The organism is Alteromonas sp. KS69 (assembly GCF_003989595.1).
Lineage (GTDB): Bacteria > Pseudomonadota > Gammaproteobacteria > Enterobacterales > Alteromonadaceae > Alteromonas > Alteromonas naphthalenivorans.
On sequence record NZ_PYHU01000023.1, the window covers coordinates 16,971 to 29,254 of the forward strand.

9 protein-coding genes are annotated in these 12,284 nt (G+C 44.1%); 5 read left to right on the top strand and 4 right to left on the bottom strand.

What is annotated here, in order from left to right:
* Positions 1 to 121: 121 nt before the first annotated feature.
* Entirely contained in the window at positions 122 to 1,567 is a 1,446-nt protein-coding gene (der, locus tag C7Y69_RS14075; protein WP_126873146.1) for a ribosome biogenesis GTPase Der, read from the top strand.
* Positions 1,568 to 1,718: 151 nt separating this feature from the next.
* Here der and C7Y69_RS14080 read toward each other — a convergent pair whose 3' ends face one another.
* Positions 1,719 to 2,909 (bottom strand): hypothetical protein, encoded by a 1,191-nt coding sequence (locus C7Y69_RS14080; protein WP_126873147.1) that lies wholly within the window; start codon positions 2,907 to 2,909, stop codon positions 1,719 to 1,721.
* Between the two features lie 10 nt (positions 2,910 to 2,919).
* A complete protein-coding gene (gene xseA / locus C7Y69_RS14085) occupies positions 2,920 to 4,275 on the bottom strand; it encodes an exodeoxyribonuclease VII large subunit (protein WP_013783292.1) in 1,356 nt (451 codons plus the stop codon).
* A gap of 100 nt (positions 4,276 to 4,375) precedes the next feature.
* Here xseA and guaB point away from each other — a divergent pair, with 100 nt between their 5' ends.
* The 4 genes from guaB to C7Y69_RS14105 all read left to right on the top strand — a co-directional run bounded on the left by guaB (position 4,376) and on the right by C7Y69_RS14105 (position 10,313).
* Positions 4,376 to 5,845, top strand: a complete 1,470-nt coding sequence (gene guaB / locus C7Y69_RS14090) for an IMP dehydrogenase (RefSeq protein WP_013783293.1) — start codon at positions 4,376 to 4,378, stop codon at positions 5,843 to 5,845.
* A gap of 95 nt (positions 5,846 to 5,940) precedes the next feature.
* Entirely contained in the window at positions 5,941 to 7,518 is a 1,578-nt protein-coding gene (guaA, locus tag C7Y69_RS14095) for a glutamine-hydrolyzing GMP synthase (RefSeq protein ID WP_013783294.1), read from the top strand.
* 166 nt (positions 7,519 to 7,684) lie between these two features.
* The gene (locus C7Y69_RS14100; RefSeq protein WP_013783295.1) at positions 7,685 to 9,307 is read left to right on the top strand and encodes a methyl-accepting chemotaxis protein; all 1,623 of its coding nucleotides are present in this window, start codon (positions 7,685 to 7,687) and stop codon (positions 9,305 to 9,307) included.
* Between the two features lie 109 nt (positions 9,308 to 9,416).
* Positions 9,417 to 10,313 (top strand): histone deacetylase, encoded by an 897-nt coding sequence (locus C7Y69_RS14105; protein WP_013783296.1) that lies wholly within the window; start codon positions 9,417 to 9,419, stop codon positions 10,311 to 10,313.
* Between the two features lie 40 nt (positions 10,314 to 10,353).
* On the opposite strand, the gene C7Y69_RS14110 is transcribed toward C7Y69_RS14105, so the two are convergent.
* Complete coding sequence (locus C7Y69_RS14110) at positions 10,354 to 11,298, bottom strand: phospholipase A (RefSeq protein ID WP_126873148.1); 945 nt, start codon at positions 11,296 to 11,298, stop codon at positions 10,354 to 10,356.
* A gap of 50 nt (positions 11,299 to 11,348) precedes the next feature.
* Positions 11,349 to 12,194 carry an MBL fold metallo-hydrolase gene (locus C7Y69_RS14115; RefSeq protein WP_013783298.1) on the bottom strand — a complete coding sequence of 282 codons (846 nt, stop codon included), beginning with the start codon at positions 12,192 to 12,194 and terminating at the stop codon, positions 11,349 to 11,351.
* Positions 12,195 to 12,284 lie beyond the last annotated feature (90 nt).

Below are 12,284 nucleotides of genomic sequence, written 5' to 3' on the forward strand. Positions count from 1 at the left end.
TTCTGTTAGGCTGACGCATCATACCTAAACAGGTATAATGCCCAATCACACTCTGTCCGCAAGTAAGCTATGCTTACTTGCGGTTTGTGTTTTTTAGCTTTTTTCCTTTAGGATTTGATACATGTTGCCCGTTGTTGCTTTGGTAGGCCGCCCTAATGTGGGTAAGTCCACCTTGTTTAATCGTTTAACTAATACACGAGATGCGCTGGTCGCTGATTACCCAGGGCTTACCCGTGACCGCAAGTACGGTCAGGCTAAGTTTGAGCAGCGTCAATTCATCGTGGTGGATACCGGCGGTATCACGGGTGACGAAGAAGGTATTGATGCTGAAATGGCGCAGCAGTCACTTTTAGCCATTGAAGAAGCCGACGTAGTCTTATTACTTGTTGATGCCAGAGCAGGCCTACTGCCTGCAGATCAAGGGATCGCTGACCATATTCGTCGCCTCAACAAAAAAGTGTTAGTTGTTGCAAATAAAGTCGACGGCATTGATGGCGATAGCGAAAGCGCTGACTTTTACGCGCTGGGCTTAGGTACGGTTAAGCAAATCGCCGCGGCTCATGGACGTGGTGTAAGCCAGTTACTTCAAGATGCTCTAGTGCCACTTGAAGCGTCTTTTCCTGACATGCGTATTGTTGAAGAAGTTCAAGAAGAAGAGATTGATGCTGAAGAACAGCTTAAGCGTCTTCAAGAACAGCCTATCAAGCTGGCCATTGTTGGAAAGCCTAACGTAGGTAAGTCTACGTTAACGAATCGTATTTTAGGTGAAGAACGAGTTGTTGTTTTTGACCTTCCAGGTACTACCCGCGATAGCGTTTTCATTCCAATGGAACGTGACGACCGTGAATATATTCTTATCGATACCGCTGGGGTTCGCAAACGCAGAAAAGTGAATGAGGCGGTTGAAAAATTCTCTATCGTTAAAACGTTGCAAGCGATTGATGAAGCGAACGTTGTGCTGATGATTATTGATGCCCGAGAGGGCATTACCGACCAAGACTTAAGTTTACTCGGCTTTGTGTTAAATTCAGGTCGCTCACTGGTTATTGCCGTGAATAAGTGGGATGGGTTGAGTACAGATATTAAAAACGATATCAAAAGGGAACTCGATCGCCGTCTTGGTTTTATCGACTTTGCACGTTTGCACTTTATTTCTGCAATGCACGGCACCGGTGTAGGTAACTTATTCGAATCTGTACAAGAAGCTTACCTAAGCGCCACTAAGCGTATTAATACTTCTATGCTTACCCAAATTATGGAAATGGCTCAAGATGACCATCAGCCGCCGCTAGTTCGCGGTCGTCGGGTTAAAATGAAATATGCACATGCTGGTGGTTATAACCCGCCGGTCATTGTTATTCACGGTAACCAAGTTGACGATTTACCTACGTCGTACAAGCGCTTCTTGATGAACTACTTCCGTAAAGCGCTTCAGGTGATGGGCACGCCTATACGCATCGAATTTAGGGAAGGGGCTAACCCGTTTGAAGGCAAAAAGAACAAGCTCACGCTTACTCAAGAACGAAAACGAAAGCGTTTACTGTCTTATCATAGTAAGAAAAAGTAACTGTTAATCGGAACAAGCTTGGTAACTAAGCGTTTTGGGCAATGGCGATATGCAGGTTTGAAACGTTATTATTCCAAACATACAGAAAGGTCGGCGCTATTAATAGCGCCGACCTTTTTGGTTTTATGTGGTGTGTGCTTCACGCGTTTATTTACTTGAGCATGGCGCGAACTTGCTGCATAAGCACAGATTCTTCTGGCACAGTGATATGTGCAATGAGTTCGTGGGCTAAGTTGTCAGAGAAGTCACTAGGGAAAGTGGTGGCCACTTTCACTATCTTATCGTTGCATGTAAATACATAGGTTGTCGCGAAAATAGGGTCGTCTACTGGCGAGTCAGCTTTAAGCGCTAGTCGCCATCCACTAGCAAAGCCCTTCACATTAAAAGGCGACATTGGTTGGGGTTGAGACAAGGTTAAATTACGCGCGGTGGCAACGTGGTCAGCTTTGTTCCAATCTTCATCTAATTGCTGGTGAAGCAAAGCGTCGGTGCGGGCTGAGTTTTCAGTATTAGCAGTGCTGGCCGAGTTCGCTTTATTACGTGACGCATTCGTGTCGAGTTTCGCCAATATGGGATAAACCGTTACATCAACTAACGCATCTTCAAAAGAAGGGTGGGTATATCTTGTAATTGAGCCTTTGAAGGGGTCGGGGTACAGCTGAGTATCAAGTCTGGTGAAATCACCTAAAGACTCAGGTACGCTTAAATGGTTGCCGTAATCGCTCGCGTTTAGCGCATGATATAAAAACCTTGGGGTGAACAGCCCGTTTTCGGTAGCATGTTTATACCACGATAGTAGCGGTTCTATGGCTTTCTTTGTTGCCGTTTCATTGCTATTTACTTGACTGCTAACAACCAAAGAATCAATCTCTATTCCTCGCCATTGCAGCGTTAATTCAGTGAAGTGTTTCTCTTTATCCAGTTCTTCATCTAGCTCTTCACGTAGCGCTCCACTTATAGTGGAAGTTTCATCTTGCTTAGCCACGTTAGCAATAAGTAGTTCGTAGTCTGAGTCGTTGCCAAAAGGCTTAATCTCAGTGAACCAAGATTTTGCTATCAGTGTAGAGATAAATGCTTCTGGGGTAATGGTATCTTCAATACACGCCTGATTAGGCTCTGTATCGCCACAGGCATCCAAAAGGGTTTCACTGGGGTAAGTAGAAAACACCGCCAGAGAAATTGCGATTGCAGGAACTTCAGGCGCAGGTGCCGATAAAGATGACGGTTCAGGCAACACCGGTAGCTCAGATAATACTGCTTGTTGTTGACCATGAACTGCTGGTGCGCATAAAGAGGCTAGCGCAAGTAGCAACCAGCCCGAACGCGAAAAAATAGGAAACAAAGGCCAACCTTTATTGATGACGACGAATTTCCACTATTTTACTGGTTATTTCTCCATCAGTCACTCGAGACATAAGTATATCGTTTTCTTTAACGGTATCTACAGAGGTAACTGCCTTTCCGCTCGACATCGTAATACTGTAGCCTCGCGACAATGTAGAAAGCGGACTAACAGACTGCAATAAACCCACTTTTGCAGCAAAAGCTTGTTGTTTACTATTTACTAACTGCTTCATGTTGTTACATAGCGCTTTATGGGTTTGTATCATGCGCGCTTTAGCTTGATTCACACGCACCGTGGGGTTTTGTCGCGCTAAGCGATTATCGACAGACTCAAACCGTTTATTTTCGATAGCGAGTTTATTGTTAATAGCATGGCTTAAACGCAATTGTAGTCTGTCGAGGGCTTGCCACTGATTTTGTATTTTGCTTTGCGGATGCACTGACTGCAAACGTTGGTGCTGAAGTTTATGTTGCTGAGCTAAATGACTAAGTTTTTGAAGCATGGCACGGGTTAAGCGCTGCTTATACTGAACTAAGCTCTCGCTGAGCGCGTTCGTGTCTTGGCTCAATATTTCCGCGGCTGCCGAAGGGGTAGGGGCGCGTAAATCGGCAACAAAATCAGCAATAGTAAAATCAACTTCATGCCCAACGGCGCTGATTAACGGTAATTGCGACTCGGCAATTTCTCTAGCAAGGTTTTCATTGTTAAAACACCATAAATCTTCTAACGAGCCACCACCACGGGTTAGCAAAAGTGCATCTACTTCATTTCGTTGATTCGCAGTGCGAAGGGCGTTAATAAGCTGATTAGGCGCGGTTTCACCTTGCACCATGGAAGGATAAACAATGACCTCCGTTTGCGGGCTACGGCGTTTCAATACACTAAGTACGTCATGCAGTGCCGCGCCTGTTGATGAGGTTATAACACCAATTCGATTAATAACCTCAGGCATGGGGCGCTTGCGGTCAATACTGAACAAACCTTCAGCGTTAAGTTTTGCTTTTAACGCTTCATAGGCTTGCTGCAGGGCACCTTCGCCGTCGCTCTCCATATGCTCTATTACAAGCTGGTAGTCGCCACGGGCTTCGTAAATACCTACAGATGCCCTTACGAGCACTTTATCGCCTTCTTTAGGGCGCTGTTTCACACCACGATTCGTATTTTTAAACATGGCAGCGCGCACTTGTGCCTTGTTATCTTTTAGTGTGAAGTACCAATGACCGGAAGCGGCACTCACAAAATTAGATATTTCAGCGGATAACCATATGAGTCCTACCTCGCTTTCAAGCACGGTACGAGCGAGCCGATTTAGCTTAGTAACTGTTAAAATTTGTCGCGATGTAGAGGGTGAAGATGTAAACATAAGAAAAAATCGTCTGGTTTAATAAAATAGAGTTTACCTGAAATCTAAAAAACACTACAATTGCGCCGCAATTAACCCTCAACTGAATAGGTGTTGTTGCATGCTACGAATCATCCAAGAAGCCCTGACGTTCGACGATGTGTTGCTGGTTCCCGGCCACTCGACAGTTCTTCCTCATACTGCCAAACTTCAAACTCGTCTAACTCGTGGTGTCACGTTAAATATCCCTATGGTATCTGCGGCGATGGACACCGTCTCTGAAGCACGCCTAGCGATTGCACTTGCTCAAGAGGGCGGCATCGGCTTTATTCACAAAAACATGGAACCTGCGCAACAGGCAAAGCATGTTCGTGAAGTGAAAAAGTACGAAAGTGGTGTGGTTTCTGACCCCGTTACGGTTGCTAAAGATGCCACTATCGGCGAAGTTATTACCCTTTCTAAGCGTCTAGGTTACTCTGGTTTTCCGGTAACCGATCATCAAAATAATTTAATTGGTATCGTGACTGGTCGAGATTTACGTTTCGAAAAGCGCCTAGAACTACCAATCAGTAATGTGATGACGGGTAAAGACGACCTTGTTACTGTTAAAGAAGGTGCAAGTTCAGACCAAGTACTCGATCTTATGCATGAACACCGCATTGAAAAAATTCTTGTGGTTGATGATGCGTTCAAGCTTACTGGTCTTATTACAGTTAAAGATTTCCAAAAAGCAGAAAATAAACCGAATGCCTGTAAAGATTCATTGGGTCGATTACGTGTTGGTGCAGCAGTTAGCGTTGGGCCAGGTACTGATGAGCGTATTCAACTTTTAGTTGAAGCCGGTGTAGATGTTTTACTTATCGATACCTCTCATGGTCATTCACAAGGTGTTATTGACCGCGTTAAGAAAGTGCGCAGTGATTATCCTGATGTCCAAATTATTGCCGGTAACGTAGCAACAGGTGATGGTGCAAAAGCACTGGCCGATGCAGGCGTTGATGCAGTTAAAGTTGGTATAGGCCCAGGTTCAATTTGTACTACTCGTATAGTGACCGGTTGTGGTGTACCACAAATTACTGCGGTATCTGATGCGGTAGATGCACTTGCAGGTACAGACATTCCGGTTATTGCCGATGGCGGTATTCGATTCTCTGGTGATATCGCGAAAGCGCTTGCTGCTGGCGCAAGCTGCGTAATGGTAGGTAGCATGTTAGCGGGAACAGAAGAAGCGCCAGGTGAAGTTGAACTTTACCAAGGTCGTTACTTTAAATCGTATCGCGGTATGGGATCGCTTGGTGCAATGAACCAAAACCACGGTTCATCTGACCGTTATTTTCAAGAATCAAATAATGCAGAAAAGCTTGTACCTGAAGGTATTGAAGGTCGCGTAGCCTATAAAGGGCCTATTGCGAATATCATCCATCAGCAAATGGGCGGGCTACGCTCAGCCATGGGGCTTACCGGCTGTGGCAGTATTGACGAGCTTCGCACAAAAGCGCAGTTTGTTCGTGTTACCTCTGCAGGTATGGGCGAGTCACACGTCCATGATGTTAGCATTACTAAAGAAGCGCCGAACTACCGTTTAGGCTAGATTCGCGACGAGTTATTATCATATATAGCGCATTAAGAGGCGGGTAGTTTTCCGCCTTACTGCCGCCTTCGTTCTATTATAAAACGGGTAAAAACATGACCACAAATATCCACGACCAACGCATTCTTATTTTAGATTTTGGTTCACAGTATACGCAGCTTATCGCACGTCGTGTACGTGAAATAGGCGTTTATTGTGAGCTTTGGGCTTGGGACGTGACCGAAGAACAAATTCGAGAATTTAACCCCGATGGTATCATTTTATCTGGCGGTCCTGAGTCAGTGCCTGAGGAAAACTCTCCACGCGCCCCGGAATATGTATTCGAAGCTGGTGTGCCTGTTTTTGGTATTTGTTACGGCATGCAAACCATGGCAGCGCAACTGGGTGGTGGTGTTTTAGGCTCAGACAAGCGAGAGTTTGGTTATGCGCAAGTAGAAATTATTAAACCAACGTCTTTACTTAGCCATATTGAAGACAGTATTGGCGAGAATGGTAATGCATTGCTCGACGTGTGGATGAGTCATGGTGACAAGGTATCTGCGGTTCCTGAGGGATTTGAAACCATCGCGCAAACAGCATCCTGCCCCCATGCTGCTATGTATAACGAAGAAAAGCAATTTTATGGCGTTCAGTTTCACCCTGAAGTTACTCATACTAAACAGGGCATGCGTTTACTAAGTCATTTTGTTTTAGATGTGTGTAAGTGCGAAAAACTATGGACTGCTGATGCCATTATCGAAGATGCCATTACGCGTATCCAGAAGAAGGTAGGCGACGATCGCGTTATTCTGGGTTTATCGGGTGGTGTCGATTCATCGGTTACTGCCATGCTGCTTCATCGTGCTATCGGTGAGAACCTTACCTGTGTGTTTGTAGACAATGGTTTGCTTCGCTTAAACGAAGCTGACCAAGTGATGGAAATGTTTGGTGACCATTTTGGTCTCAATATTATCCGTGTTGACGCAGAAGAGCGCTTCTTAGGACGCTTAAAGGATATTGAAGATCCAGAGCTTAAGCGTAAAGCCATTGGTAATGAATTTGTCCGAGTATTCGACGAAGAAGCTGGAAAGCTGGCCAATGCGAAATGGCTAGCGCAGGGCACTATCTATCCTGATGTTATTGAATCAGCCGGTTCAGCAACAGGTAAAGCCCACGTGATTAAGTCTCACCATAATGTTGGTGGCTTGCCAGAAGATATGGCGCTAGGTTTGGTTGAGCCATTACGTGAATTGTTTAAAGATGAAGTACGCAAAATCGGTCTTGAACTCGGTTTACCGTACGACATGCTTTATCGCCACCCATTCCCAGGGCCTGGTTTAGGTGTACGTGTGCTTGGTGAAGTGAAAAAAGAGTATTGTGATTTACTACGCCGCGCAGACGCTATTTTCATTGAAGAATTATATAACGCCGATTTATATCAGAAAGTGAGCCAAGCTTTTACCGTGTTTTTGCCTGTACGCTCTGTGGGCGTTATGGGTGATGCCCGTAAATACGATTGGGTTGTATCACTACGCGCGGTAGAAACTATCGACTTTATGACGGCACATTGGGCGCACTTACCATACGACTTCTTAGGTAAAGTATCGAATCGTATTATTAATGAAATTGATGGTATTTCCCGCGTCGTTTACGACATATCAGGTAAACCCCCAGCTACGATTGAGTGGGAATAAAAAAAGGCCGCAAGGCCTTTTTTTTTGACTATATTTCTTTCGTATAAATACGCATTTAAAGGTGTGTAAAGTTATACGTTACCTGTAATGTTTTTGTCATTTATATATCATTTAATGGCGGCGCTTCACGATTTTCGAATTTTTATTAGACTAAAGGTTAACCGCCGTGTTCAATTATACCAGTATCAGTCGATTAGTAATTACCCCTGTGCTTGCGAGCTTATGTTTATTGGTATTTTTAAACGCCGCATCTATTTATAAATCTTTTTCGCTGTTGAGCAGTTTCGAATCACTAGAGCATACACTTGTTCAGGCAGAACGAGACGTAAACGCAACGTTAAATACCTTCAAAACCCAGGTTCAGGAGTGGAAAAATACACTGCTGCGAGGGCATGACGACGACGACCGCGAAAAGTACTGGTCTCGCTTCCAAAAGCGGGAAGCTGAGATAAAGCAGCAATTCAGCCAAATGCTGTCGAACCCTGTAGTGAGTGATAAAGCCAAAGCGGATATTCGAAAGTTCCAAACGGCGCACGCCTATATGGCTGAAAAGTATCGAGAAGGCTATGCGGCTTTTATAGCATCGGGTTTAGATCCGAAAGTAGGGGATAGCTACGTTCGCGGTATTGACCGAGAACCTGCGAAGTTACTAGAAAGTATTGCCGATGAAATAGCACATCAATCTGAGCTAGCCATTACTGATTTGAAAAACGGTACGCGAAGGATGTTATGGCTGATTTTGCTTGCTGCTATCGCGCTGTCACTGCTATCTGTTACCTATGTAATTAGTCGTCTTCGCACGCAGGTAATTAACCCTACCCGTGAAGTGGCTGCATGCATTTCTAATCTAGCTACTAGTCAGTACGATTACTCGCTGACGTATTCAAGTGGGCACGAGCTTGGCATTTTGGCTGACTCTGCCAGAGCATTACAAAGCAAGTTAAAAGCCTCGGTTACCCAGTTGCATCAAACTGAATCAGAAATGGAGCGCGCTTTTGTTGCCCTTGGCGACGTGGGGCAGTCAATTATGGATGGTGCGGTAGAGCAGCGCGATGCTTCACTCTCTTTAGATGCCACCACAGATAAATTAAAAGGTATAGTGCAGAACTTGGTCGCCATTACCGACCAAGTGGCTGTGGCTACCAAAAATTCAGAGGATAACGTAGCAAGTTGTTATTCAACTTTTGAGCGGGCGAATGCAGGGTTCAAACAACTAGCAAAAACGGTAACAGAGTCGAGTGACATTGTCAGCGACCTTCAAAGCCGCAGTAAGAATATTCTTAAAGTGGTTAACGTTATCAATGAGATTGCCGATCAAACCAACTTATTGGCTTTGAATGCTGCAATTGAAGCTGCTAGGGCAGGAGAACATGGTAGAGGTTTTGCCGTGGTGGCAGATGAAGTGCGGGCGTTAGCAGCTAAAACACAGCAATCAACGAAAGAAATAAACGATATTCTTAGTAGCTTTGAAGCAGAAGCCCGTGGAGCCGTTCTGGCCATGGAAGAAGGTAAACAGCTTTCAGACAGCAATGCGACTGAAGCTGGTACTGCATTGCAAACCTTAAATAACGTGGTTGAGGATATTAAAGAAACGGCGAGTGTAGTGGTTGCCCTTAATGAAGCCGCAGACGAACAAGAAGCAGTGTTGTCGCAGGTGGAAAGTATTATTGCGAACGTGGTGGCATCGTCCGACCGCTATCATAAATTGGCACAACGTGATGACATGGCACAGTCGATGAAAAGCATGTCAGACAATGTGGAAAAAGTGGTGAACAGTTTAACCCGCTAACACATGATATTGCGTATAATGAAACGGAGTTAGTTTAAGTGCATGCTCCTTTTTCATAAACTCACTGGGGTTTTCGCCGCAAATAAAATAAGGTAGTGACTGAGACGTTATGATCCCATTGGTATTCCATCCTATTTATAGCCAACTTAGCCTACCTGAACGCCATCGTTTCCCCATTGATAAATACCAGGGCATTCGAAACGCGTTATCGTCTCACGGTGTTGCTGATAGTGTATTTCACACTCCTTCACCGTTAGCGATAACGGAATTAGAGTGTCACTTCGACAAAGACTATGTTCAGCAGTTAACAAGCGGCACGTTAGATAAAAAAGCTATGCGTCGTATTGGCTTTCCTTGGTCCGATCAACTCATCGAACGCACGCTTACGGCAGTAGCTGGCACCTGTTTAACTGCTGAATTGGCCATAAAACATGGAAAGGCGTTAAATTTAACCGGAGGCTACCATCATGCTTTTTCAGATTTTGGATCGGGTTTTTGCTTATTTAACGATTTATTTCTTGCGGCGAAAGCCATGCAAAAATTTAGCGGTATAGACAATGTATTAATTATCGACTTTGATGTCCATCAGGGTGACGGTACCGCTAAGCTTACTCAATACGATAATAGTATTTTCACCGTGTCAGTTCATGGTGAGAAAAACTTCCCTTATCGAAAGCAGCATTCAAACATCGATATAGGCATGGCGAAGGGCTGTGAAGATGACGAATACTTAAATGCGGTGCAAGAAACGCTCGCCATGGTTGCTATGCAATTTCAAGCAGATGCCATTATCTATGACGCTGGTGTAGATATTCACATCAATGATGACTTGGGCTTATTAAACATCACGACTGAAGGCGTTAGCGCCCGAGACGATATGGCTTTTGCGTTCGCTGAACGTATGGGCATACCCATTGCGGCGGTTATTGGGGGCGGGTATCAGCGTGACATAGATGCGTTAGTAGAAGTTCATCTTCAACTTTATAAAGCAGCTGGCGTCATTTAAACAAGAGGCCTATCAAGTAGGGCCTCTTATTAAAAACTGCTTATAGGAAAAGTAGCTGAAAGCCTAGTCCTACTCGTTCTTGAGAGCGGTTGTAATCAATGAGCGAGTCGCCGTAGCCGTTAAAATATTGAAACAATAATTCATAACGGTCGGTAAGCGGATAGGTTAAATCAAGCTGAATGCTACCTCGGTTATTCCCTAAGTTAAGGTTATTTCGAAGCAATGCCATTACTTTAAAATTGCCAAGCTTGCGCCCATAACCAAATTCCACACGACCATAATAGTTTTCGATATCTGGGTTGTCATCACCTGTAGGATCAAGTGGGTCTTCTTTTTCATCTTCAGGAATACGATACCAAGTTTTTAGGTAATAAATATCGTCTTGGTCACTAAACACAACAGAGGCGAAAATACGGTTCCAACTTCTAGAACTAAGGCCACTCTGTCCGTTAGACATATGGTTAAACCCTAATTGAAAGGTATTAAATTTATACCCTAAAACAGAGTAGTCTGCCGTTTCTTGCCAAAATATCTCTGGTTCGTAATTGGTTTCTCTAAAGGGTTTTGACACTTCGCTATTATATAACTGCCAAAATGAGGTGAGGGTAAAACCGAGGTAAATGCCATCAAATCCAGTGTCTTCCAAATAGAGAGGCAGCTTTACACTAACCTGGAACTTGGCTTCTTTTTTATCAACATTTTCTTCTGTGAGCTCTTCATTTCCGTTCGAATTTGGATTGGTAATGTAACTCATAGGAAGTAAATAGTTTTGTCTATGCTGGGTAATAGCAAAAACGTTATCAATTGCTTCCTTATCACCTTCCATACGATTATCGAGCGCACTTTCTGTTGTGGTATCTCGTTTAATGATATCAATAACTTCAATATCACTCTCTTGTTCATCTTGCGCGCTTTCTTGGGCAAGCGCATTTATGCTGCACAGACTGACTGCAGCCAATATTAAAAATGGCTTAAACACTGACACTGGTGGTGTTCTCCGTTAGGTAAGTCGTTGTTGTTTTTTGCTAATTTATTTTAATGAGTGAAATCCAGTAACTGGCCTTCCGCTGATGCAAATATTTCTAGGTTCGATTCTGCAATAGTGATGTAATCCATGCAGTGTTCAACCAGCTTATCAATATCCTCATCTGTACGATCTGGATCATGGCTGTATAGCGCTAATTTTTTTGAATTGCTCGCCATGGCAAGTTTTACGGCTTCTTCAGCAACCGAATGGCCCCACCCAGTTTTAGCCGGCATATCGGACATCATATATTGTGCATCATGAATAATAACGTCTGCGTTTCTAGCAAAATCGACAAACGTTAAAAAGTCGGTTTCTTTATTATACGGCGGGTAGAGTTCGTTGTCAGTAATGTAGGCGATTTTTATGCCTTTTTCTTCAATACTATAGGCGCTACCCTTACCAGGGTGATTAATAGGGATTCGGCGAATGGTAGCAGTACCAATCTCCCAAATATCTTGCTCTGGCGGGATAATGGTTAGATGGAGTTTTGACTGTAACGCACTGACAGGGACAGGAAACGTTGAGCCGTCCATTTGCCTTAAAATCTGATCGTGTTCGGGCAATGTCGTTTGCCCTGGGTAAATATAGATATCTCGGTCTTTTTGAAAGATAGGGCTGAAGAATGGAAAACCTTGTATGTGATCCCAGTGATTGTGGCTGAGCAACAAGTGAATAGGCGTATCTTTGCTGCGAAGTTTGTTCCCCAACAGCCTGATACCCGTTCCCGAATCAAGCACAATATCGGTGCCATCGGCTAATTCAATGTGAACGCATGCGGTATTACCACCATAGCGTGCATAGGCTTCTCCAGGAGTAGGAATAGAGCCTCTCACGCCGTAAAATGTTAACCGCATATGTTCACCGTTTTTTATTCTTGTAGCTAACCGCTATTGCATAGCTGTATACAAGGTCAAATGCAAAATTACTAATATTTATCTTTCAAT

What these genes read in the sequence shown, in the direction of transcription:
- der (WP_126873146.1), top strand. Translation starts at nt 122, where the DNA reads ATGTTGCCCGTTGTTGCTTTGGTAGGCCGCCCTAATGTGGGTAAGTCC.
- xseA (WP_013783292.1), bottom strand. Translation starts at nt 4,275, where the DNA reads ATGTTTACATCTTCACCCTCTACATCGCGACAAATTTTAACAGTTACT.
- guaB (WP_013783293.1), top strand. Translation starts at nt 4,376, where the DNA reads ATGCTACGAATCATCCAAGAAGCCCTGACGTTCGACGATGTGTTGCTG.
- guaA (WP_013783294.1), top strand. Translation starts at nt 5,941, where the DNA reads ATGACCACAAATATCCACGACCAACGCATTCTTATTTTAGATTTTGGT.
- C7Y69_RS14105 (WP_013783296.1), top strand. Translation starts at nt 9,417, where the DNA reads ATGATCCCATTGGTATTCCATCCTATTTATAGCCAACTTAGCCTACCT.
- C7Y69_RS14115 (WP_013783298.1), bottom strand. Translation starts at nt 12,194, where the DNA reads ATGCGGTTAACATTTTACGGCGTGAGAGGCTCTATTCCTACTCCTGGA.